The sequence below is a fragment of the Paenarthrobacter sp. YJN-5 genome, assembly GCF_015040095.1.
In the GTDB taxonomy this organism is placed as follows: domain Bacteria; phylum Actinomycetota; class Actinomycetes; order Actinomycetales; family Micrococcaceae; genus Arthrobacter; species Arthrobacter ureafaciens.
Window position 1 is genome coordinate 1 of sequence record NZ_CP053545.1, and the last position, 22,120, is coordinate 22,120.

Here is a 22,120-nt window from a genome sequence, read left to right on the forward strand (position 1 = left end):
AAAGCAAAATGGCCCCCGTCCGGGAGCCATGTGATAACCATCGTCTCTAAGAGGCCAATGTCGTTCCTCAGGTTATCACATGAGGAGAAAGGCCCGTCTCTCACGAAAAGGGACTGCTCCACCGCGAAAAAGCAGGGAACAGTGGTGGAACTACCGGCGGTCGTGCCGGAAAACGGCCCTGCTTCCCAACACTGGCGCGGCTTTTGGTATCGGCATGAGCCTCACTCGACCCAAACCACCCGGGGAAGGACATATATATAAGGCCCCAAAGTACTCTCTTACTAAGAGAAGGAGGGGCCCCGGGAAGAGAACAAGGGCCCCTTATATATATATATATATCTATCTTTTTGGTCGTTTAAGTAGAGTAGTAGTAGTAGGGGGCCCTATATTCCCCGCTATTCCGGGGATTTTTCCACCCGACCAGACGGCGGGTTTTCGGACGGCCGGTGGGAGCTAGGCGGTAAGGCGGATTTCTTCCCGGATCGGCATTTTTTAGTGTCGAATTCTGACACCCGTGATCGGGGTTGGCGCATAGAAATTCTATGAACCAGACCACCCCACTGCTCCGCGACAAGCTCGCCTGGGACGGCAAGAAGCTCGTCGTCACGAGTGACGCCGTTATCGACAAGATCCGCCGCCAGGCGCTCTCGGCGTCCACCTCCAAGTCGATGCAGTCCTGTGCAGCGCGATGGGTGGGGGAGCGGCTGCTGCGCAACGAGGTGGAGGACCCGTTCGCTCCGGCTCCCATCGGAACCAGCGCCCACTCCGTCATGGAGGACATGTTCGACGAGGACGTCTACGAACGCCCCGAACGTACCCTGGCGCTGGCCGAGGCGCTGACCATCCGGGACTCGGACGTCATGTGGCCGGAAGTGCCGGAAGACGACGACGGCGTCCGGGCCCTGACCAGGGTCAACCGCCGGCGCTGGATCGAAGAGGTCAAGACCGCCTACGAGGGCCTGTGGATCATCGAAGACCCGAAGACCATCGAGGTCTACGCCCGCGAGCTGCAGATCGACGGGCTCACCATCAACGGTGTCCCGACGAACGGCTTCATCGACCGGGTCCGGTACGGGGTCAACAAGCGCGGCAAAGAGGGCCTCATCGTAGAGGACTACAAGACCGGGAAGGTAGGAAATACCCGGTTCGGTGACGACCACGGCGACCAGATCCGCATCTACGCGGCAGCTCTGAAAGAGAAGACCGGTGAGCTGCCGGTCGGCGGCACCGTGCTCTACACGAAGTTCGGCAAGTCCCGCGACATCGACCTGAGCCCCGGGGCCATGTCCAAGACGCTGAAGACCTTCGAGCTGTCCTGGAAGCGCCACAACCGCTACATGCAATCCCGGGAGTTCCCCACCAAGGTCTCCGCCCTGTGCGGTTGGTGCCCGCTGATCAACGCCTGCCCGGTGGCCAAGGAGGAAGGCAAGACGGTCTCCGAGAAGGTCGCCGACCAGATGCACTCCGCGACCCACCTGGGCATCCCCGCCCTGCGACCGGGTGCATCCGTCGCCGCGATGGCCTCCACCGAGGACACCATCGTCGCCAAGCACGGCCAGGAAGTCAGCTTCTTCATGCCGGACCCGTTCAGCTACGGCATCCCGGATGAGCAGATGGCGGAAGTGGAGAGGGCCTCGGAGCTTGCCGCACACATGTATGCCAGCGGGGAGAACCCGATCATTTCAACCGACAAGGACCACCGAATGAGCAAGATCACGGAAGGCAAGGTTTGGGAGTCGTACACCGCCGAAGGTGAACTGAACCCCAACTCGTACGCCGCCATGGGTGTCTTCGGCACGGCAGAACTCGCCGTCGAAGCCCTCCACCGGGGCGGTCTGCCGATCAGCGGCACGAACGTTACTGCGCTGGCCAGCACGTTCCAGCACATCGTCGTCGAGGCGCAGGAACACTGGACCGGCTCCAAGTCCGCGGCAGACGGCGCCAACTCCCGGATGCGCGGTGCCCTCCGCACCGTCCTGGCCACCCTTCCGATGCCGTTCGGTGAGGATGCCGCAGCATGGGATGCCTGGGTTGTCGCCGCAATCCGCCGCTGCAAGTCCATCACCGCCGTCGCCCTGCACCTGTTCAGTGAAGAGCGCACCGAGTCCCCATGGGAAGCCCTCGCCGGTATCGCCCCGGAGTCCGCTCCGGAACCCGCAGCCCCGGCCCCGAAGGCAGCATCCAAGACCACGGCCAAGGCTGCTCCCAAGGCTGAGGAGGCCGTTGAGGCCCCTGCCGAGGCGGAAGCACCGGTGGATGCTCCCGCGCCGGAACCACGCCGTGTGATCCGCAAGGCCGCTGCCAAGGCCGCGTCCCCTGCCGATGACATCGACTTTGTGCCCGACGACTTCGCCGTCACCGACGACGCTTTCGTCAGCTAACCCACCTTCCCCGCACTAACCCCGAAAGCAGGACACCATGGCCCTTGACACCAAAGAACGCAACGACATTATCCTCGGCGCTGTTGCCATGACCGGCCCGGTCGGCGACAACCAGGCCGAGTGGGACGCCCGGCTCAAGACCAATGCCAGGTCGCTGGCCCTGATGCTGAACGACAACTCCGACGTCGCCCGCTCAATCGCGATGCTCGCCGACTGCAAGAACTTCACCGGCACCATCCTGGGCGTGCAGAAGGAAGCTTCCTCGACCCGTGGCTTCATCGCCTTCAAGACGGCCGAATCGAAGTTCGCCCCGGACGGTATCGAGACTGCCCGCACCGAGCGCACCGACTCCAACGACGAAGCCAAGGCCTTCGCCTCCCGCCTCCGCAACGAACTCACCGGCCACCGCGTGCTCGTGTGGATCGAAATGCAGGAAACCAAGAACGGCCAGAAAGTCCGCATCCTCCAGCACGTGCAGGACCTGGGCCCCGACCCCGACTTCGACCCCGAAGAGGGCAAGCGCATCACCCTTGAAAAGATGAAGCGCTAGCCACCCCTGACCCGAAGCCCCCGTCGCCCGAAACGGCGGCGGGGGCTTCGGCGTCGGGACGGCCGTCACCACATTGTCTACGCATGTTCCAAAGTGACCGCATCTGTACCGCGGAACCCGGAACCAACCCCGCGGACCGCACGCACGAAGGAGCACGACACCGTGACGACGACCCCCTACGAGACCGACCACTACCAGCCGTCCGGTTTCGGCCAGTCCGACGAGGGACTCCTGAGCCCGGATGCGGCCATTGACGCCGAACTGAACGGCGACCTGGAAGCCGACGAACCCGACACCGACCTGGACGGCATCGACGACGAGTCCGGCGCCGGCAACAGCAAGGCCAAGGCATCCGCCAAGCCGTCCCGCGGCCTGTTCCGCCGGGTGGCCGCAAAGACCATCGAGGTCCAGGGCGCCTCCGACACCGTCCGCGCCCTCGCCGCGGCCCAGCTCGGGTGCTCCGACGAGGTCATCGACCTGACCACCTCGATCATGGCTGCGGGACGGATGTCCACCTCCCCGCTCGGCGACATCGAAGCGATCCAGGACGCAATCAAGCAGGACCCCTTCTCCGTGGGCATCACGGCCACCGCCCTGGGCCGTGCCCGGCTGAAGGTCATCTGGACCCTGTTGCACACCCTGGGCACCGTCGGAACCCCGACCCCGCCGGCATCCGACGTGAAGGCCGGCATGGCCGTCGCGAAGGCCGTGAACGACCTGTCCGAGGACAACCAGTTCGAACTTATTGCCGCCGCCGAACTGCTCAAGCGCTCCTAACCACTGTTTCACCGAAGGACGATGATGGCCCGCAACGCCAACAAGAACATCAACCGGCCAGACGACTTCTGGCTCTATGACGCTGAAGAGCTGCCCCGCGCCGACGTCGGAGCAGTCCGGACCACGGTCAAGCGGATGAAGCTGGTGAAGATTTGGATCGTCTCGAGCTGCGTGCTGCTTCCAATCGCGTTGCTGGCTATCATCTCGTTCCTGCCCAAGTTCCTTGAAGAACCCGTCGTAGCCCAGGCCCCGGTGAACCAGCTGGATTCCCCTACCAAGGCAGCGGCGATGAAGTCGGTGCAGGACTGGCTGAACAAGCAGCCTTCTCCGATGCCGGGCGCCAGGATCCTGTCCTGGGACGGCGTGGACGTCCAGGCAGAGCCCAAGACGACGACCGACAGCAAGGGCAACGTCACCGAAACCCAGGGACTGCAGCTGAACAACCTCACGCTGATCAGCCCCTCCGGCTCCATCTTCTCCACCCAGGTCCAGGTCGCCTATTCGCCGACCCGGGGCGCCAAGGTCCTTGGCGAGCCGACCTTGATCCCGCACGCACCCGATGACAAGCAGTCCTGGCCGAACCTGAAGGCGTGGCCGGGCCTGGTCCAGACCCCCAAGCTTCCCCCGGTGGAGCAGGCTGCCGCCGCGTGGGCGAAGGCGTTCACCTCAGGCGACCCGGACGCGCTGCGCCTCGCAGTCGGCGACACGAGCCCTGACCGCTCCTACGTCCCGCTGGTTCAGGCGACCGCATCCAATGTTGCCGTCGGTGACGTCGCAGCCCGGCCGCTGCCGGCTGACGCGGACAAGAACACCAAGCCCACCCAGGTGGTCGCCCAGGTTTCCTTCGGAATCTCCTGGGAGGGCCAGAACCTGGGCACCGCCCAGACCCCTGCCCGTGTCACCTACGACGTGCTTATCGACAAGGCAGATACGGCGGCCCCGCAGGTTGTCGCCTGGGGCGGCGCCGGATCCGGCGAATCGCTCAAGCCGTACATGAACGCCGTCGACGGCCGCAAAATCTCCGCCGCAACCATCGACAAAGCCGTCCCCGCGGCCGCAGGAAAGTAGACATGGCACGTAACTCCAAGGCCCCCACAGCCCAGCCCCTGATGGACGTCTCCGTCCCCACCATGATGCGCACGCTGCTTCCGGGCGGCCGGATGCTTGGCGTCGACGGCTCACTCTGGCTCGTCCGGAAGGTCCCGCTTGAGCCTGTTGTGGACGCCAAGTCCATTGACGAGCGCATCAACACCTACACCCCACTGATGGCCGCGTACGACGAGCTTTCCGCGATGACGCACACCACTTCGAACCGCCGAGCCCTGGCCCGGAAGGATTACCGCCAGACACAGGAACTGCTGGTGAACCTGAAGAAGCTCTACAACCCGGAAACCGGCCACCCGATCGCCGGATTCCTGAAAGAGTCCTTCCCGCACCAGATCACCGAGAAGCGGCTCCTGCTGTTGGCGGTGAAGCTGAACGGCAAGCTCGGCGGCAACGGCGGGTTCCGGCACGCCATCGAATCCTTCGCGGAGACGCTCGTGGTCGGCGGCACCCCGCTGAGTGACTTCGACACTGACCTGGCCAGGGTGGACGCCGCCCTGGCCCGCTGCGGGCTCTCGGTGCCGTCCTCGCAGGAGATCGCGATCGCCAACTCCTTCTGGAACCAGGGACACTTCCCGGACACCGTCGACCTGCCTCACGAGGATCACCTGCACGTCTTCTCCGACGCCAAGGCGGTGCGCATGGCCGACGCCGCCGGCCGGGAAGACTGCCACTCCTGGCCGGTCATCCCCAACCACCGGACCCTGACGATCGCCACCCTGGAAGGGTTCGACTTCGACTTCGTCAGCCCCTCCAGCGCCGAGGCGAACTGGGCGACCGGCCTGGTCGAGGACGGTGCCGTCGCGATCTCCATCCGGGCAGGCATCGAACCGGCAAAGGTCACCCGCGCCGAACTGCGCCGGCAGCGCAAGCGCTACCTGGATGACATCAACGAACGGCTCAAGCAGAACAAGATGGAGCTCTCCGAGCAGGAGGAGATGGTTAAGGTCCTCGAAGACGTCGAGGCCGTCTACGCTTCCCGTCAAGGGTCCCCGACCCTGGTGGACTGCTCCGTATTGGTCGCGTTCGACGGGGAAGTCGAAGACATTTCCCAGGCCGGTCCCGGGTCCGCGGCGAACCTGCGGATCATGAACTTCCGCCAGCGCCAGGCCCTGGCTGAGATGATGCTCTGCTCCTACATCCGGGCCAACCCGAACCTGCACGACATGCCGACCCAGAACGTGGCGGCGTCGGGCATCCAGTCGCTCTCCACGGTCGGTGACAAGACCGGTGCCCTGATCGGCTTCACCGAGCGTGACCGGCAGCCGGCGTACGTGTCCCCGACCGCGGCCTCCACCGCCGACGGCCTGCCCCTGATGCTTGTCGCCGGCGGTACCGGCTCGGGCAAGACCCAGGCGCTGCTGTGGATGGGGACCCAGATGAACCGGATCCCCGGCCCCAGGGGAGGACGTTCGCCCCAGGTTATCGTCGACCCCAAGACGGACTCTGACCACTCACCGACCGTTCTGGCCGCCGGGGGACAAGTCATCTCCCTTGACGACCTGCAGCACTCGGACGGCATCTTTGACCCGATCCGGTTCGCCAAGAGCCCCGACGTGGGTGTGGAACTGGCGGCGTCCATGCTGGGCGCGATCAACCCGTGGGGCGTTGACAAGGGCAAGTACGAGGTCGCGATCTACACGGCACTGCGCTACGGCGTCGCCAACGGCGCCAAATGCATCGGCCAGGCGCTGAAGATCTCGCTTGGACACGGCAAGGCGGCCCAGGAGATGGTCCAGCCCATCCTGGACCTCGCCGAGGCCTCCCCGATGTTCCGCGCCTGCGTGGGCATGAGCCCCGAATCCCAGGCCCTGAACATCTTCGACGGCATCACGCTGATCAAAGTCGGCAACTCCCACCTGGACCTGCCCGAACCCGGTGCCATCGAAGGCGCGCCGCTGATGCAGCGCGTCTGCCTGGCCCTGGTCCGCATGATGGTGTTCGGCTCCGCCATGGCCCTGACCGGCCGAGGCGGCGTCATCCACCTCGACGAGGCATGGGTTTTCCTCGGCGCCGGCAAGGCAGAAGTCGAACGCCTCGGCCGTCTGGCCCGGTCCCAGGGTGTGTTGCCCATCCTCTACACCCAGCGCGTCTCCGATGCTCTCAAGGCAGAGCTGACGGGCTACATTTCCCGTGGTTTCATCCTCCCCATCGAAGACCGGATAGAGGCCGAGGCCGCCTGCCGGCTCTTCAACCTCGAGCCCACCCCGGAGCGGCTGGGCCGGATCAGGGCGAAGGCCAACGTTGGCGAGGGGGAACAGATCGCACCGAACCGGAACTCGATGCGGGCACTGCGCGATCCCCGCACCAACCAGGTCATCCGTGGCGCCATCGGCATCTACGCGGACCTGACCGGCCGGGCCGTGCCCGTCGAAGTGGTCCTGCCGCCGACCTTCCTGTCGATGGCCTCCACCAACCCGGAGGACATCCGCCGCCGTCAGGAAGCGGCACAGGCCGTCCTCGTCTAGACCCCGCACGGAAGCCCCGGCGACCATGATAGCGCCGGGGCTTTCCGCGTGTTTCCGGGCTTTCTGTGGCGTGACGGACGTTACACGCCCACCTTGATGACGTTTGTCAGATCAGCCGCACACATAGGATTCGTGCAACTGACTTCCCTGATCACCGACTCCGAATGCCACGACATCCTGCAGCGCCACGCTGACGGTCTGGTCGATGCTTCGGAGGCCCGCCGGCTTATCGCCGAGTCCCTCCACCGCTCCGCCATCGTGGCCGCTGTGGCAAAAGAAAAGGGCGGCCCGTTCGGACCCCAAATGGTTCAGGACCTGGCGGTCGAGATGGAGGAGCTGCTCTTCCAGAAGGTGATGCAGACCGAGCCCGGCGGCTTTGACTTGGACCTCGGGCTCGACGCCTCGGCCTCCGGCTGGGCCCGCAGCCTGCTGCGCGCCGGCTCCCTTTCCATGCTCCGCAACATCCGGACCCGCACGACGGCGAAGATGACCCTCGTGGACCCGTCCCCGATGCGCCAGTGGCAGGACGACGGCGTCTATGCCAATTCCTACTCGGCGTTCCACAACGCCGCCTCCGTCGACCGTACCGACCCGGCCCACATTAGCCAGACTATGGAAGACGCCGCCGACTGGCTGCGGTCCAAGACCCGGCATCTGCGGGACAGCTCCAAGCTGGCCGCCCAGGCCGCCACCATCATGCACGGCTACGGCGTCCCAGCCCTCGTCCGCCCCCAGATCATGGAGCGCAAGCGGCTCAAGGCCCTCGTCGACGCCGAACCGGGCCTTGCCCACCGCTCCATTGCCGCGATGCGCTCCCTCATCGAAGGCGAACCGATCGAGGCCATCGACGAAGGCCTCATGGCCCTCTGGGACGACTACAGCTTCGACCAAATCGACACCATCACCCGGGCAGCACCGCGCGTCGCCGGAGTCCTTGTCGATTCGGTCCTGGCCGACCGCGCCCGCCCCTCCCGCACGGTCCTTCGCTCATTCCGTGCCTCCGTCCGGGCCATGGGCAAGGGCCGCGGCTGGGCCCGACTGGCCGAAGAGACCTGCGAGGCGTTCATCGCCCTGGAGTTTGAGGCGTACTCCTCGTTCGACACCACCGGCGCCGACTACCGCGACGAGCGGGTCGCCGGCCGCCGCATTGCCATCCTGAAGGCTCCCGACGTCTTCGCCCGCGCCCTGGCATTCAAGGGCCAGCGTCTCGGGCTGAACGAAACCGACATGTACGAACAGCTTGACCGGCTCATCCGGTCCCTGACCGACCTGGAAGTCAAGGTGCCCGACGCCGCATGAATATCACTGACAAGATCAAGAGCCGCTTCACCCGCCAGGCACTGGCCGGGCCCGCGAAATGGGTGGCCGCAGCCTTTACCTCATTCGTCCATATCTTCGCCCTGGCATCGCTGATCCTCTTCGGTCCTTTCTTCCTCAGCATGGACGCCATGAGCTGGATCTTCCCGCTGCTGGTCGTCCTCCCCGGCATTATCACCATGACCCTGTTGCCCGGTGGCTGGAAGCGGTGGTACCGGTGGGCGGCCCTGCTGGGCCTGGCCATGATGCTCACTGAGAGTTCCAACCCCTACATCGTCATCCTTGTCGGCGAAACCTGGATCCTGCACCAAAGCTGGGTCACCGAGCGGACTGTCCGCATCAAGGACCTTTTCCGCCGCGGCAAGGCAGCAAATCCCGCCCCGGCCGCCGGCGCCAAGCCCAAGGGCTCCCGCCGCCCCAAGACCGCGTAAGGCCCGCACACCCTTACGCGCCCGCCGGTCCCAGCGACCGGCACGGACCCGTTCATCGCCCCCACGAGGTGGACGGGTCCCCTCATCTCTGACGCCCGCCACCGGGCAGGAAGCATAGAGCTGCCATGATGCACGACGTACTAACCGAAACTGTTCGAATTGGAACCGGTATCCCGGACGCACAGCCGCGACCCGGGCAGACTGCGCTGCTCAAGGATGTCGAGGAAGCCATCCGCACATCTGGTCACACGATCGGTGTAGCCCCCACTGGTGTCGGCAAAGCCCTTGACATCAATACACCGATTCCGACTCCCAGCGGATGGACGCGAATGGGGGATCTCCAGGACGGCGACCAGGTGTTCGCCGAAGACGGTCGCGTCACGACCGTAGTGAAGGCGCACCCCTTCCAATATGACCGTCCATGCTTCGACATCGTGTTTTCCGATGGCAGCCGTATCACAGCCGACGAGGAACACCTTTGGTCCGTGTCCACGCGGGCCATGCGAGCACGTGCCGTCGAAGCGATCCGCACTCAAATCCGCTTCGACTCGGCGGGCTATTACGAGAAGCTTCTGAAACTCGAGGCTGTTCGGGAAAGCATCTCTGAAACTGGTCACACCATGACTTCCGGCGATGCAGGGCTGCTCCTGAAGGGGCTCGCCGACCCGACGACTGTCAACAAGGCACGGAAAGACCTCGGGCATCCTCCCCTTCGTAGAGGAGAACGCTTCGATCTTCGGCCAGTACTCGACGAGATGATCAGGATCAGGCGTTCGCGATCGACCATGACCAACGAGGTCGCATCGTCGAACGTAGTGCTGAGCACTGGCCAGATGATTGGCCAGCTGAAAGGTCAGGGGGACGCTCTGAACTTCGCGGTTGATCTCGCCCAGGCACTGGACTTGCCGCGCCGCGAGGATTTGGAGCTGCCTCCCTATGTTCTCGGCGCGTGGCTTGGCGACGGGAACTCCAACAACTCCTACATCACTTCTGAGAACGACGAGATCCCTGCGTTCATTCGGCAGGAAGGTCTGGAAGTCGAGAAGCTCGGCAGTAAGTACCTGTATGCCATCAAGTCCGGTGGCAAGGGACTCACCTCGGTTCTCGAAGCTATGCAACTCCGGTTCAATAAGCACGTCCCAGGCAATTACCTCCGTGCCTCTGTTGCCCAGCGGCTGGAACTGCTGCAGGGCCTGATGGACACGGATGGAACCGTTCGGCCCGACGGGCGGTGCGAGATCGCGATCTGCAACGAGAAGCTCGCGACGGGGATCTACGAACTGGTCTGCTCACTTGGCATCAAGGCAACCTACAAGCAGGGTCCGGCGGCAATTACCGAGGCTGACCCGGACAGGCCAGGATCCACGCGGCGCCGGACTGTCGGTACTCGCTACCGCATCGGCTTCATCACCGCACTGCCTGTCTTCAGGTTGCCACGGAAAGCTGCTCTCCTGCCCACAGTCACCCGCACTACGCAAAGCCGTCGCTACATCGTCGCCATCGAGCCCGTTGAATCACGGCCCGTCCGTTGCATTCTGGTCGATTCGCCCTCCCATCTGTTCCTGGCTGGCGAGGCGATGATCCCTACGCACAACACCTTCAGCCTTCTCGCCCCTGCCATGGTGGCTGCCGCCAAGTACGGCCAGCGGTCCATCATCAGCACCGAATCCCTGGCTCTGCTGAGCCAGATCCTGCACAAGGACGCACCTGTAGCTGCTGCGGCCTGCGAGAAAGTCACGGGCACCAAGCCCAAGGTCGCGGTCCTGAAAGGCTTCTCCAACTACGTCTGCGGCCAGTCAGCACGCGACGCCGCCGAGACCCTCACCGACACCGTGGGCCAGCGCCCCTCGCTGCCCTCGCTCCGGTCCAAGGTCAAGCGCCTGGCCAACCGCAGGGACCTGTTCCTGGACGGCCGCCCCTTCGACCCGGTAGCCGGGGTGCCGCTGCTGCTGTGGGCCCTGTCGCTGCCGGCGGACCAGCCCGGCGACAAGCAGTCATACGCCGGGGTCACCACCCCTGAACTGTGGGACGCGGTCTCTGTCGGCCCGTCCGAATGCATCGGCGACACCTGCCCGATCTTCGACCTGTGCAAGCCGCGCGCTGCCCGGGCCAAGGCCGCCGAGGCGGACATCGTCGTCACCAACCACTCCATGCTCGCCGTCCAGGCAGCCAAGGGTGTCCCGGTCATCGTCGGCAACAAGACCCTCGGCGAATTCCACATCATCATGATCGACGAGGCGCACGCCTTGCCGGCGAACGTCCGTTCCGCCGGCGCCAGTGAGGTCTCGTCCGCGGCCGTCATGTCCCTGACCCGCTCCATTGCCCGGACCCTGGACGAATCCGAGCCTGCTGTCGGCCGGCTGATCAAAGAGGGGAACGCCCTGGCCATCGAGCTGGAGGACGAACTCGCCGAGATGGCCAGGTACACGAAGGCCGGTGAGGTCTGCAAGATCAAGGAAGACGCCGACCCTGTCGAGACCTGCGGTGACATCCTGATCGGCTGGGCCCGCAGCGTGAAGAACGCCCTTGAAGGGGTCGCCAAGTCCAAGAACATCCAGGCCCGGCTCAAAGCCAAGCGTCTCTCCGGCCGGCTGGATGCCTTCATCGGCGCCGTCGGACAGGTCAAGCTGCACCGGATCGGGACCGCCCGCTGGATCGAGCAGAAGACCCCGCCGGCCAACGCCAAGGTTCAGACCCCGTACTGGTGCGCCAATGCGTCCCCGGTGAACATCTCCAAGCTGCTGCAGGCGAACCTGTGGACCGCGCCGGTCATGCCGGACGAGGAAGACGAAATGGTTCAGGCCATGAAGGAGGCCGGGGAGCCTGTCGAGGAGGAAGGGGAGACGTACCCGATGACAGTCATCGCCGTCTCCGCGACCCTGCCTTCCCGGTTCGGCTACCAGATCGGCCTGACCGCCGAGAACGCCGCCTACCCGTCCCCGTTCGACAAGGCGTACGACGACTCCCTCCTCTACATCCCGAAGCTGACGCCGGCCGAGATCCCCGAGATGTTCCCCGGCTGGCGGCCCGGCACCAAAGGCAAGTTCAACGGCGCCCTGCACCAGGCTTGGGCGACCAGGAAAAACGTCGAGCTCGTCGAAGCCAACGCCGGATCGGCCCTGATCCTGTCGGCGAACTCCGCAGCCGGAAAGGCCTACGCCGCAGCCTTGCGTCGCGCCGCGAAAGGCCGCTGGAATGTCTACTCCCAGTGGGATGGGCTCTCCACCCAGCAGCTGACCAACCTCTGGCGCGACGATGTGAAATCAGTGCTGGTCGGCACCAAGTCGTTCATGACTGGCGTGGACGCCAAGGGCCGTACCTGCTCCCTGGTCACCATCGACCGGATCCCGCGCGCGGCCGGCAACCCGGTGGACGACGCCCGGGTTGAGGCAATCATGGACGCCCTGCAGATCGGCAAATGGGCCGCGGACACCTACGTGTACGTCTCCGACGCTGCCCTGCTCCTCGAACAGGCCCTGGGCCGGCTGATCCGGTCCGTGTCCGACTTCGGCATGGCCGCGATCCTTGACCCGCGGATGCTGAAGACCGGTCCGGTGTCCTACCCCGAGGCGACTCGGAAGGTCTATAAGGACGCCGCGAGCAGATTCAGCAAGGTCACCACCAGCCAGGCAGCGGCTGAGGAATACCTCCACCGGATCAGCGCGGAAGCATTCGCCCTCGCATCCTGACGTTTTTCAAAGTCGCCGCACACAGACTCGTTACCGGCACCACCCACCGAGTACCACCCACCAGCCACGAAAGGCAGACACCATGTCACCCGTCACCCTCTCCACCTCTCCGAAGTCCGTCACTGTATTCGGCAAGGCAAAGGGATGCGTCCAGTGCAACGCCATGGACCGCGCTGTTGCCAAGACCAACCTGCTGATCACCAAGGTGGACGGCACCACGGCGGAGAATAAGGCGTTCTGCCTGTCCCTCGGCTACATGCAGGCCCCTGTCACCGTGGTTTACCAGGACGGAAAGATCATCGACCACTGGTCCGGATTCAACCCCGGGAAGATCGACGAGCTGAACAACGACCCCTTGGTCGAGCGAGTCGCCCCCGTCCTCGAGCTCGTCGCAGCCTGAGCAATAGCCCAGCCGAACCCGCCGTCCACCACCCTGGGCGGCGGGTTTCGCTTTCCCGACCACGCGAAGGCACTCGTGAACACCCGCACGGCCACCCCAATTGCCGCCCGGATCCTGGCCCTCAGGCCGAACGACGCGGCCCGGAACAGCCGCGTGCTGCCCGAAATCGCCGCCGTCCACTTCTGGGATCCTTCCTGCAGTGCCGGAGCAGTGATCATCGGGGCCGATGGAGCGTATCTCTGTGCCGATTCCTCGGTTCCCTGGGAGCAGCACCTAAATGCGTACGCCGCTGGTCACAGGACATCCGTGACCCAGTAGCGCCTTGGCCAGGACGGCCGTGAGCGCCATCTCTACGCATGCTTCCTATTGTGAAGACCTTGACGATCCCGGCCCCGTCGGTGGCCCCGGCACGACAGCGTGCCGCAGGGGAAGGAGCCGACCCGTGGACTGAGATGGCCAAAGTGGTGGCCCTCTTCGTAGAGCAGACAGGCAACCTCCCCGTCCTCGGAGCGGAGCTACGGGAGGACGAGCTGGCAGGATGGCTGGCCGTCCAGCGCCGCGCCTGCCAGCAGCGCCGGATGACCCAAACGCACCGAAAGTTCCTGGACACCCGCATCCCCGGCTGGCGCCAGTCCCGTGACGAACGCTGGAACTCCAAGCTGTCCCTCGTGGCCGAGGCCCGCACCGCCGGCGTCCCCCTTCCTGGCCAGCTGAAGGTGTGGCTGAAATCCCAGCGGCGGGTGGCCGCCGCCGGAAAGCTGCGCCCGGACCGCCGGCAAGCCCTGGATACCAGGACTCCGGGATGGGACCGGCCCGCAGTAGACCCGGAGCTGCTGTGGCTCGGCCGGGCAGAGGACCTGGCCAACTATCTGGACTTCTCCGGCAGGCTTCCGGCCAGCTCTAGCATCGACACCGAGGCAACCGCTCTGTACCGCTGGATGAGCTACCAGCGAGGACTGGCACGGGCCGGGAAAATCACCAGGGCCCGCCGCAAATGGCTGGATAAGAACGTTCCGGGCTGGCTGCCCGAGCACGATGGACGGCAGGTTCACTGGGCCGCGCAGGCCAAGGCGCTGGAGGTCTTCCGGGAATCCACGGGCCGGTGGCCGAGCGTGGCCATCTCCGCCGAAAGGAAGCTGGCACGGTGGCTGGGCACCCAACGAGCCGCGGCACGGGCGGGACGGATGACGCATGACCGGCTTGAGGCATTGGACGCCGCCGCTGCCAGCTGGCTCCGGGAAAGGCAAGGAGTGTGACCGCAATGCTTGATGAGAAGAAGACCGTCGAACTTGTAGCTGTATTCTTCGCCGAACACGGACGCTGGCCCTCAGCCGCTTCACCGTCCAGCTATGAACGCGGCGCCGGCGTCTGGCTGAACGAACAGCGCGTCGCCGACTCGACCGGCACGATGGACCCGTTCCGGAAGTCCTTCCTCGATCATCACCTGCCTGGGTGGAGATCGTCAGCCGAGGATATCTGGCAGGAACGGGCCCGCGAAGCCTCCGACTTCGTCCTCTGCCACGGCCGGCTGCCGGACATGGGCGCTGACACGAAGGGAGAGCAGCTTATTGCCATTTGGCTCAACAGCCAGCGGGCCCTGGAGCGCTGCGGCAACCTGCCGACCGCCCGCCGCGCGTGGCTGAATGCGCACTGTCCCGGCTGGCTAGGAGCTACGGAGAGCGAAACAGTCAAGAGGTTGAATCTTGGGTTCGGGCTGAAGCGTCCGGATGGCACGACATGGAACCATTCTGCACGAGCTGACGGATTCCTGCAGTCGTCGCCGAATTAGCTTCCGGGCTGTCATGAAGACGACGACTTGTTGATGAGTCGATTCAGCAAATAGCTGGTGGGACGCACCACCGGATCTGGATCCACACACTGCAGGATGATTCCCGATAGAGCGCCACCCAACTCGGTCGCCCTGCCAAACCGCTTAAGAGCAGCAAGAAACTCTTCGTCGAGTGTCCCTTTCAGGACCTGATTCAGCAGTGCCGGGCCAGAACGGTCTCCATAGGGCATCCGTCCTGTTGCTCCAAATGCGAGCATCGCACCCCAGGAAAAGACATCGGAGGCCTGGCTCTCGGCGGTCTTGCTCAGAAAATACTCGGGCGCCGCGAAGGACCACGTACCCACATGCGCTGCTGAGGCACTGGAGGCGGACGCCAGGTCCTTGCCGATCCCTAAGTCCAGCAACACGGCACGTGTCTCGGACACCATGACGTTAGACGGTTTGATGTCACGGTGCAGAAATTGCCGGGAATGGATTTCGTTGAGTGCGTGGATTGTGCGCGAAGCGGTTCGCCGAACCTGCTTGTCTGTCATGCACCCGCGTGTCCTCACCCAGTCGGCCATGTTGAGACCGTCAATGAATTCCATGACAAAGAACGGCGGTTCGGCGTCGAGGCGCTGTTCGATCAATTTGGGCAAGCCCGGTGATTGCAGTACAGAATGCAGGCGGGCTTCACGCCTGAAGTATTTTTCGCTGATTTCGTCATGTCTCGACGAGCGTCGCAGACGCTTGATGGCAACGCGGTGCCCCTGGGAGTCCCTGGCTTCGAACACGTCAGCGAATCCGCCGCTGCCTACGTGGACGTAATTGCTGTATCTGCCCGGCGGTGGTGGCATGGGCACGGCGGAGGCCCGCGCCCGCCCAACGTCGGTTGCGTTCGTCTGAAGACGGGTAGGAGGCAGCAGCCTGCCAGCCCGAGGACTGCCTGACTGCGGCGCATTCGACGCATGGTCTCCGGGGCGAGGTTCGAACCACCATGTGAAGTCCCTTGAAGTGAATCCGGACCGGAGATTCATAAAAGTGTCCAGCACAGCCCCGCTGGTCCAGTCGAGCACGACGTTTACGGTTCCCAGGACATCTGTCACTGCAAGCATTCACATCCCCCTGGGAGTTCACCTAGTAGGTCGATGGGTCAAACGTACAGCCTGATTCTTCTCAAGGTCATGGTTTGAATCCTGAATGCGCCCAAACGACGCCCGTCGTAAAAGTCGCCGCATAGAGAAGGCCATGAACCTACTTTTCTGCGACACCGCGGACAACGCACTGGCCGACACCCAGCTCCACAACACGGTCAAGATGGCTTACCTGGATCCGCCCTACAACACCGGCCGGAAATTCAACCAGTACAGCGACTCATCCCCCCTGAAGGACTGGCTGGCCATGCTCGAGCGCACCTTAAGCGGCGTCCGGGACACCCTCACCGAAGACGGGAGCGTCTTCGTCCACCTCGATGACCAGTACATCCACCGGGTCCGCTGCATCATGGACGACGTCTTCGGCGACCGCAACTACGTCGGCACGATGATTTGGGAAAAGAAGAACCGCGGGTCCTTCCTGCACGCCCACCTGGCAGACGTCACCGACCACGTCCTCGTCTACGCCAAGGACAAGTCGAAGATGGCGCCCCTGGTCCATTCCTCCACCGAGGTCGGCAAACGGATCCCGGTCCACAACAAGGGCAACAAGCCATCCGTGCTGGAGTTTCCCGCCGGCTGCATGACCTTCAACTTCCCGGACCAGACCATCCCGGCCGGTCCGATGAACACCCCGACCATCACCTCGGACCTGCTCGATGACCTGGTCGTGGAAAACGGCACCAACAAGAACGCCTTCCGCATGACCGGGCCCTTCCGCTACGGCCAGGACGCGGTCAACAAGATGGCCGAAACCCCTGGCGCATTCATCTGCCCGCGGCAGATGCTCCGCCCATCCTTCGTTTCGCAGGAATCCAAAGGCAAGGTCCTGACCAACCTGCAGTCGTTCCGCATCAACGGATCGCCCACCAACGAGGACGCCCGCGCCGAATCCGAAGCCATCTTCGGCACCGAGATGGGCGCCGCGTTCGACACTCCCAAGCCCGAGGCCCTGCTGGAACGGCTCATCGCCGCCGCCACCGAGCCCGGAGACACCGTCCTGGACTGCTTCGCAGGCTCCGGCACCACCCTGGCCGTCGCGCAGAAGACCGGACGGAACTGGATCGGCGTCGAACTCAGCCCCACAACGATCGCAGGCTACATCACACCGCGCATCGACGGCATCCTCGCCGGCACCGATCCACTGCCGCTGACCGGCTACACCACCTCCACCGAGCCGTACACCGTCGATTATCGGACGGCCGCGGCTGCCGCCTGATGACCTTGAGCGGCTGTGGAGGCACCGCAGCGGAGGGGTTTCCGGGCCAACGGTGACAGCGTCGGTATGTTCCGCACACATAGGCAGGGTGACCACAACAGCGAAGCGTCAGCGTCCCGCCACCGCCCGTCCCATGACCCCCGCACCCGGGCAGTCATTGGCCGAGAAATTCCCGGCATTCGCCGCCGAGTGGGACATCGCAGCGAACGGCGACCTCACGCCGAACGATGTCAGCTACGGCTCCGACAGGGCCGTTTCCTGGCTGTGCCCCAAAGGGCACCCGCCGTACATCAAGAAAGTCTGCTACCGGACATCCCGCAACCGCGGCTGCCCGGTATGCGGCAGGGCGAAGCTCGACGCTCCCAAGAAGGGCAAGTCCCTCGCCGATGCGTTCCCCGACATCGCCGCCGAATGGGACTACGAGAAGAACCATCCTTTGACCCCCGCCGATGTGGCGCCCCGGTCCAACAAGAAGGCCTACTTCATCTGCCCGAAGGGGCACGGCTCCACCGAGTCCTACATCAGCAACCGCACCGCCGGAAACGGATGCCCCGATTGCGGACGCCAGCGCGGCGGGCAGGCGAACACCGCACGGGCAATCGCCCGCGGCACCCTCGCCGAAGTCAACCCGTCGCTGGCCGCAGAATGGAACACCGAGCTCAACGACTTCGCCCCCGGCGACGTGAGCCCCGGAAGCCCCCGGGTGGCGTGGTGGAATTGCCCGGCAGGTCACGAACCGTACCTCTCGCAGGTAGCGCGCCGTCACAGCGGACAGGGATGCCCTGTCTGTGCCAACATCCGCCGTGCCGCAGCGATCAGCTACAAGGGGCCGAAGCCGGGAACCACGCTGGCGGATAAGCGCCCCGACTTGATCCCGGCATGGGACACGGAGCGCAACACCCTGACGCCGGCCGACGTTTCGCCCAGCAGCCACAAGATGGTCCACTGGATCTGCCCGGACGGACACCGGTTCGAACGCACAGTCATCCGCCGGGCGGCCAGCAATATCTGCCATGTGGAACGTGATGAGCGCAGGGCAGCCAGGGCTGCCTAGTGGCCCATGCTGGCTCCACCGTCGACCGGGATGACCGCGCCGGAAATGTAGGCGGCCTCATCGCTGGCCAGCCAACGGACAACCCTGGCAATCTCGGAAGGCTCTGCGAACCGGGCCGCCGGGATTTCACCCAGGTACTGCTTTTTCACGTCCTCGGAGACGTCGTTGAAGATGTCGGTAAGCACCACACCCGGCATGACCGCGTTCGCGGTGATTCCACGTGCGCCCAGTTCACGGGTAATGGACCGGGCCAGGCCGATCATGCCTGCCTTGGATGCCGAATAGTTGACCTGACCGGGTACTCCCCGGATACCGGACGGCGATGAGATCAGCACGATCCGGCCCTTGCGCATCTTAATCATGCCCTTTGCGGCGCGCTGAACGACACGGAAAGCACCGGTGAGATTCGTGTCCAGGACGGAGGTGAAATCATCCTCGGACATCCGCATCAGCAGGGTGTCCTTGGCAATCCCGGCGTTGGGAACCAGGACCTCCACCGGGCCGTGGGCAGCTTCTACCGTCTTGAACGCCTCGTCAAGGGATTCGGCATCGGTGACGTCGGCCTTCACGCCCAGGACGCCTTCGGGAAGATCCGTTTCGCTTCGGTAGGTCACTGCGACCTTGTCGCCGTTCTCCAGGAAGGCCTCGGCGATAGCCAGGCCGATGCCCCTGTTACCTCCTGTAATGAGGACGCTGCGGCCGATCGTGCGCTCTGCGGTTGCTGTCATTTCCATTTCCCTTCAGGTCAACCGTGACAGCTTACCGGTTGGATCTGAACATGCCTTAACCGCTTTCTCTACGCATGTTTTGTGGTAGTAAGCCAGTACCGACAGAAAGACCCGACATGAGCCAAGGCCCCGCCCCGATCACCATCGACCAACTCCGGAACCGCGAAATCTCCGCGACCGACTTGCCGACGTTGGCGCCTGCGGAAGCCGACCGGCGCCAGACCATTATCACGGCACCGAGCGAGCCGGTGTCAGTTTTCGGGCGCAAACTGGCGGGCCACGACGCCTGAATTCCGTTCACTGATAAAGCCGCCTTCCGGTTATGGAAGGCGGCTTTTCTTTGCCCGAAATAGTTCTGAAAAGAGCGGAAAACGGGGACCGGCAATACCTATTCCGCACACATAAAAGACAAGGAAACCATCCGCAAAACCACCCAGGAGCATGTCATGGACGTCTGGATCGAAACCACTGCAGGAACCCTCGTGAAGGCGTCCTCCACGACTCACATTTCAATGCGCCAGAGTGATGCAGGCTGGGATGTCAGCGTCTCGGCCTCCGCAGCACCGGCACCGTTCGCTACCGGGCTGGCCGACAAAGACGCTGCCCGAAGCGTCCGCAACACCCTGGCACTGAGCATGTCTACCGCCGCTAATGCCAAGGAGCCCCAAGTCGTCGTCTACGACGATCAAGAGCTGCGCGTCTCCTGCTACACCCTCGCCGCCTAAACGGTTGGGGAGCGCCGTCAGCCTGCTTGCCGCATAGGGAAAGCCATGGCCCTCACCGCAGTCCTCACCGGGACCTACCGCAACCCCGAACTCCGCTTCAAATTCGGATGGGGCGCCGTCCTGCCCAACGGCAAGTCCGCCCAGGAATGGGTGAAGAAGCTGCCGGGCCGGCGCTGGGACAACTCCGAGAAGACCTGGTACATCACGGGCACCGGAACCCACCCTGACCGGTTCTTTGAAGCAGCCAAAATCGAGGTGGACTACTCCGAAGCGTCTGGCGACCTGGCGGGGCTGGATTCCTTGGAACCACTGTGGCGCCCGCTGGTGCAGCGGTCGGAACGCTACCCCCACATGGTTTTCGTCCGCCCTCGGCTGGCCGGCTTCGAGCGGATGAGCGCCATCCTGGGCCCAGGTGCAATCTGGGACAAGACCCGTCAGCGCTTCAACGTCATGCTCGCCGACCTCGTCACCGATGAAGGGGAAGCCAAGAAGGGGCTGCGCCTCGACCCGCTCACCTACGAGGCAGCCGTCCAGGCCAGACAGTTCGAAAACATTCCGGAGCCAGTCCGCGCAGCTGCCCGGGAACTCGCCCGATCGACCGGCGTCGACGGAGATGTCCAGGACGAGCTGTCCCCGCGGACCCAGGAACTTATCGACATCGTGGCGGCCCACACCGGATACCTGCCTAAGTGGTTCGGCCTCGCGCTGTACCCGTTCCAGGTCGCCGGCGCCTATGCCATTGCCGGCGGACACCGGATGCTTGCAGATGCGCCTGGTCTCGGGAAGACAAGAGCCAGCCTCGCCGCGGCCGCCATCAAGCGCTCCCGGCGCACTGTCATCGTCGTGCCGCCCCTGGTCGTGGAGAACTGGTGCCGCGAGGCGTACGCCGCTTTAGGGCCGGGACTCCAGCGGATCCAGCCCAAGCCGGCGCCCATTCCGCTGGAGCCGCCGAAAAAGAAGGCCAAGTCCCGTGCGAAGAAGCCGGTCCGTCCACCCAAGAAGCCTGACTTCCCGGACTACATCGTCCCCATCCGTGCCGGCAAGAAGGTCCCGCCCTTCCCGGAAGCGGGCGTCGTCGTTGTCGCTGACTCCCTCCTTGGTTCCCGGCCCGAGCTCGTGGACGAGCTGGTCGCCTGGGCACCCCAGGCGGCACTCTTTGACGAGGTGCACCGCTCCCGGACCTGGGCTGGCCAGCGCGCCACCGCCAACCGGAACCTGGCGTGCTCAATCGACGCGCTCCGCCTGCCGATGACGGGGACCCCGTTCCTGCAGAACCCTGCCGAGGGCGTGAACATGCTCGCCATCGCCGGCCTTCTGGACCCGGTCTTCGGCGGTGCCTCCAAATTCATGGAGACCTACACGACCCAGAACCACTTCGGCGCGTTCCTGCCCAACCGCAAGATGCTGCCCCAGCTCGAGGAGATGCTCTCCCACAGTTGCTGGGTCCGGCGGAACAAGAAGGACGTCCTCAAGCAGCTCCCGCCCAAATTGCGCACCACCCGGTACGTCGAAATCGATCCCAAGGGCTTCAAAGCCGCCCACGACACGCTGTACGAGAAGGTCACCGAGTGGATCGACGAGCAGCGCGCCGCGGGGGAGGTCATCTCGAAGGAGACCATCAAAGACTTCGCCCGGACCCGGGTGGACCTGATCACGCCGCTGCGCGCCGCGGCCGGCATCGCCAAGATCCCGGCCGCCATCGAGATCATCTCCGACTGGATGGAGGCCACCACCGAGGTCCGCAACGGCAAGAAGATCTACACCCGGCCGCTGACCGTCTGGGTCCACCACCAACCCGTCATGCAGGCCCTCATCGAGGCTGTCGAGAAGGCCGGCATCGCTGACGCCGGCTTTATCGACGGGGGAGTGGCCCAGCACAAGCGCCAGGCCGTCGCGGACAAACTGCAGAACGGTGCGATCGGTGTCATCTTCTGCTCCATCGGCGCTGCCGGCTTCGGCATCACCCTCACCGCCAGCTCCGACACCATCTTCATCGAGACGGACTGGACTCCGGCCAACATCAGCCAGGCCGAGGACCGGAACAACCGTATCGGGCAGGTGAACACCTGCATGGTCACGACACTGTTGGCGACCAACACCCTGGACGCCCACATGCGGGCCATCCTCCGGAACAAGGCCAAGGACCTGGACGTCATGATGCCCGGCGCCGACAACAATGTCACCCAGATGACCTCTGTCCTGAACGAGGAAACCAACGCCTACGAAGTCCTCACCGAGGAAGACCGCGAGCTGGAGAAGCAGTTCAAGTCCTTGGGCGACATTATCGAAGCGATCGCTCAGGATGTCCTGGACGCCCGCGGCTACGAGCTGGCGGCATGATGAGGGCTGAGCGGA

19 protein-coding genes are annotated in these 22,120 nt (G+C 64.4%); 17 read left to right on the forward strand and 2 right to left on the reverse strand.

Features of this window, described 5'->3' with window-relative positions:
* Positions 1-542 precede the first annotated feature (542 nt).
* The 12 genes from HMI59_RS21025 to HMI59_RS21080 all read left to right on the forward strand — a co-directional run bounded on the left by HMI59_RS21025 (position 543) and on the right by HMI59_RS21080 (position 14,906).
* Complete coding sequence (locus HMI59_RS21025) at positions 543-2,381, forward strand: PD-(D/E)XK nuclease family protein (RefSeq protein WP_193594080.1); 1,839 nt, start codon at positions 543-545, stop codon at positions 2,379-2,381.
* Between the two features lie 37 nt (positions 2,382-2,418).
* A complete protein-coding gene (locus HMI59_RS21030) occupies positions 2,419-2,931 on the forward strand; it encodes a hypothetical protein (protein WP_193594081.1) in 513 nt (170 codons plus the stop codon).
* Between the two features lie 162 nt (positions 2,932-3,093).
* Positions 3,094-3,708 carry a hypothetical protein gene (locus HMI59_RS21035; RefSeq protein WP_193594082.1) on the forward strand — a complete coding sequence of 205 codons (615 nt, stop codon included), beginning with the start codon at positions 3,094-3,096 and terminating at the stop codon, positions 3,706-3,708.
* 21 nt (positions 3,709-3,729) lie between these two features.
* Positions 3,730-4,776, forward strand: coding sequence for a hypothetical protein (locus tag HMI59_RS21040; RefSeq protein ID WP_227471691.1), 1,047 nt, complete (start codon positions 3,730-3,732; stop codon positions 4,774-4,776).
* A gap of 2 nt (positions 4,777-4,778) precedes the next feature.
* Complete coding sequence (locus tag HMI59_RS21045) at positions 4,779-7,280, forward strand: ATP-binding protein (RefSeq protein WP_193594083.1); 2,502 nt, start codon at positions 4,779-4,781, stop codon at positions 7,278-7,280.
* Positions 7,281-7,412: 132 nt separating this feature from the next.
* Positions 7,413-8,579, forward strand: coding sequence for a hypothetical protein (locus tag HMI59_RS21050; protein WP_227471692.1), 1,167 nt, complete (start codon positions 7,413-7,415; stop codon positions 8,577-8,579).
* On the forward strand, positions 8,576-9,028 hold the full coding sequence (locus tag HMI59_RS21055; protein WP_193594085.1) for a hypothetical protein: 453 nt from the start codon (positions 8,576-8,578) through the stop codon (positions 9,026-9,028). Before HMI59_RS21050 ends, HMI59_RS21055 begins: the two co-directional genes overlap by 4 nt.
* Positions 9,029-9,153: 125 nt before the next feature.
* Positions 9,154-12,717, forward strand: coding sequence for a helicase C-terminal domain-containing protein (locus tag HMI59_RS21060; RefSeq protein WP_193594086.1), 3,564 nt, complete (start codon positions 9,154-9,156; stop codon positions 12,715-12,717).
* A gap of 82 nt (positions 12,718-12,799) precedes the next feature.
* Positions 12,800-13,117, forward strand: coding sequence for a thioredoxin family protein (locus HMI59_RS21065; protein WP_193594087.1), 318 nt, complete (start codon positions 12,800-12,802; stop codon positions 13,115-13,117).
* A gap of 75 nt (positions 13,118-13,192) precedes the next feature.
* Positions 13,193-13,435, forward strand: coding sequence for a hypothetical protein (locus HMI59_RS21070; protein WP_193594088.1), 243 nt, complete (start codon positions 13,193-13,195; stop codon positions 13,433-13,435).
* Positions 13,436-13,485: 50 nt separating this feature from the next.
* Complete coding sequence (locus HMI59_RS21075; protein ID WP_227471693.1) at positions 13,486-14,373, forward strand: helicase associated domain-containing protein; 888 nt, start codon at positions 13,486-13,488, stop codon at positions 14,371-14,373.
* Positions 14,374-14,378: 5 nt separating this feature from the next.
* Positions 14,379-14,906 carry a helicase associated domain-containing protein gene (locus HMI59_RS21080; protein ID WP_193594090.1) on the forward strand — a complete coding sequence of 176 codons (528 nt, stop codon included), beginning with the start codon at positions 14,379-14,381 and terminating at the stop codon, positions 14,904-14,906.
* 11 nt (positions 14,907-14,917) lie between these two features.
* On the opposite strand, the gene HMI59_RS21085 is transcribed toward HMI59_RS21080, so the two are convergent.
* Complete coding sequence (locus tag HMI59_RS21085) at positions 14,918-16,000, reverse strand: serine/threonine-protein kinase (RefSeq protein ID WP_370583595.1); 1,083 nt, start codon at positions 15,998-16,000, stop codon at positions 14,918-14,920.
* Between the two features lie 133 nt (positions 16,001-16,133).
* Between HMI59_RS21085 and HMI59_RS21090 the strand changes: the two genes are divergently transcribed.
* Both HMI59_RS21090 and HMI59_RS21095 read left to right on the forward strand, forming a co-directional pair.
* Positions 16,134-17,258, forward strand: a complete 1,125-nt coding sequence (locus tag HMI59_RS21090) for a site-specific DNA-methyltransferase (protein WP_193594092.1) — start codon at positions 16,134-16,136, stop codon at positions 17,256-17,258.
* An 88-nt stretch (positions 17,259-17,346) separates the two neighbouring features.
* Complete coding sequence (locus tag HMI59_RS21095; protein ID WP_227471695.1) at positions 17,347-18,312, forward strand: zinc-ribbon domain-containing protein; 966 nt, start codon at positions 17,347-17,349, stop codon at positions 18,310-18,312.
* On the opposite strand, the gene fabG is transcribed toward HMI59_RS21095, so the two are convergent.
* Positions 18,309-19,040, reverse strand: a complete 732-nt coding sequence (gene fabG / locus HMI59_RS21100; RefSeq protein ID WP_193594093.1) for a 3-oxoacyl-ACP reductase FabG — start codon at positions 19,038-19,040, stop codon at positions 18,309-18,311. The genes HMI59_RS21095 and fabG overlap by 4 nt on opposite strands.
* Before the next feature lie 116 nt (positions 19,041-19,156).
* Here fabG and HMI59_RS21105 point away from each other — a divergent pair, with 116 nt between their 5' ends.
* The 3 genes from HMI59_RS21105 (at position 19,157) to HMI59_RS21115 (ending at position 22,105) form a co-directional block, all read left to right on the forward strand.
* The gene (locus HMI59_RS21105; RefSeq protein WP_193594094.1) at positions 19,157-19,330 is read left to right on the forward strand and encodes a hypothetical protein; all 174 of its coding nucleotides are present in this window, start codon (positions 19,157-19,159) and stop codon (positions 19,328-19,330) included.
* A gap of 156 nt (positions 19,331-19,486) precedes the next feature.
* A complete protein-coding gene (locus tag HMI59_RS21110) occupies positions 19,487-19,765 on the forward strand; it encodes a hypothetical protein (RefSeq protein ID WP_193594095.1) in 279 nt (92 codons plus the stop codon).
* 45 nt (positions 19,766-19,810) lie between these two features.
* Positions 19,811-22,105 carry a DEAD/DEAH box helicase gene (locus HMI59_RS21115; protein WP_193594096.1) on the forward strand — a complete coding sequence of 765 codons (2,295 nt, stop codon included), beginning with the start codon at positions 19,811-19,813 and terminating at the stop codon, positions 22,103-22,105.
* Positions 22,106-22,120 lie beyond the last annotated feature (15 nt).

What these genes read in the sequence shown, in the direction of transcription:
- HMI59_RS21065 (WP_193594087.1), top strand. Translation starts at nt 12,800, where the DNA reads ATGTCACCCGTCACCCTCTCCACCTCTCCGAAGTCCGTCACTGTATTC.
- HMI59_RS21105 (WP_193594094.1), top strand. Translation starts at nt 19,157, where the DNA reads ATGAGCCAAGGCCCCGCCCCGATCACCATCGACCAACTCCGGAACCGC.
- HMI59_RS21025 (WP_193594080.1), top strand. Translation starts at nt 543, where the DNA reads ATGAACCAGACCACCCCACTGCTCCGCGACAAGCTCGCCTGGGACGGC.
- HMI59_RS21110 (WP_193594095.1), top strand. Translation starts at nt 19,487, where the DNA reads ATGGACGTCTGGATCGAAACCACTGCAGGAACCCTCGTGAAGGCGTCC.
- HMI59_RS21085 (WP_370583595.1), bottom strand. Translation starts at nt 16,000, where the DNA reads ATGCTTGCAGTGACAGATGTCCTGGGAACCGTAAACGTCGTGCTCGAC.
- HMI59_RS21060 (WP_193594086.1), top strand. Translation starts at nt 9,154, where the DNA reads ATGATGCACGACGTACTAACCGAAACTGTTCGAATTGGAACCGGTATC.
- HMI59_RS21055 (WP_193594085.1), top strand. Translation starts at nt 8,576, where the DNA reads ATGAATATCACTGACAAGATCAAGAGCCGCTTCACCCGCCAGGCACTG.
- HMI59_RS21030 (WP_193594081.1), top strand. Translation starts at nt 2,419, where the DNA reads ATGGCCCTTGACACCAAAGAACGCAACGACATTATCCTCGGCGCTGTT.
- HMI59_RS21040 (WP_227471691.1), top strand. Translation starts at nt 3,730, where the DNA reads ATGATGGCCCGCAACGCCAACAAGAACATCAACCGGCCAGACGACTTC.
- HMI59_RS21080 (WP_193594090.1), top strand. Translation starts at nt 14,379, where the DNA reads ATGCTTGATGAGAAGAAGACCGTCGAACTTGTAGCTGTATTCTTCGCC.
- HMI59_RS21115 (WP_193594096.1), top strand. Translation starts at nt 19,811, where the DNA reads ATGGCCCTCACCGCAGTCCTCACCGGGACCTACCGCAACCCCGAACTC.
- HMI59_RS21045 (WP_193594083.1), top strand. Translation starts at nt 4,779, where the DNA reads ATGGCACGTAACTCCAAGGCCCCCACAGCCCAGCCCCTGATGGACGTC.
- HMI59_RS21090 (WP_193594092.1), top strand. Translation starts at nt 16,134, where the DNA reads ATGAACCTACTTTTCTGCGACACCGCGGACAACGCACTGGCCGACACC.
- fabG (WP_193594093.1), bottom strand. Translation starts at nt 19,040, where the DNA reads ATGACAGCAACCGCAGAGCGCACGATCGGCCGCAGCGTCCTCATTACA.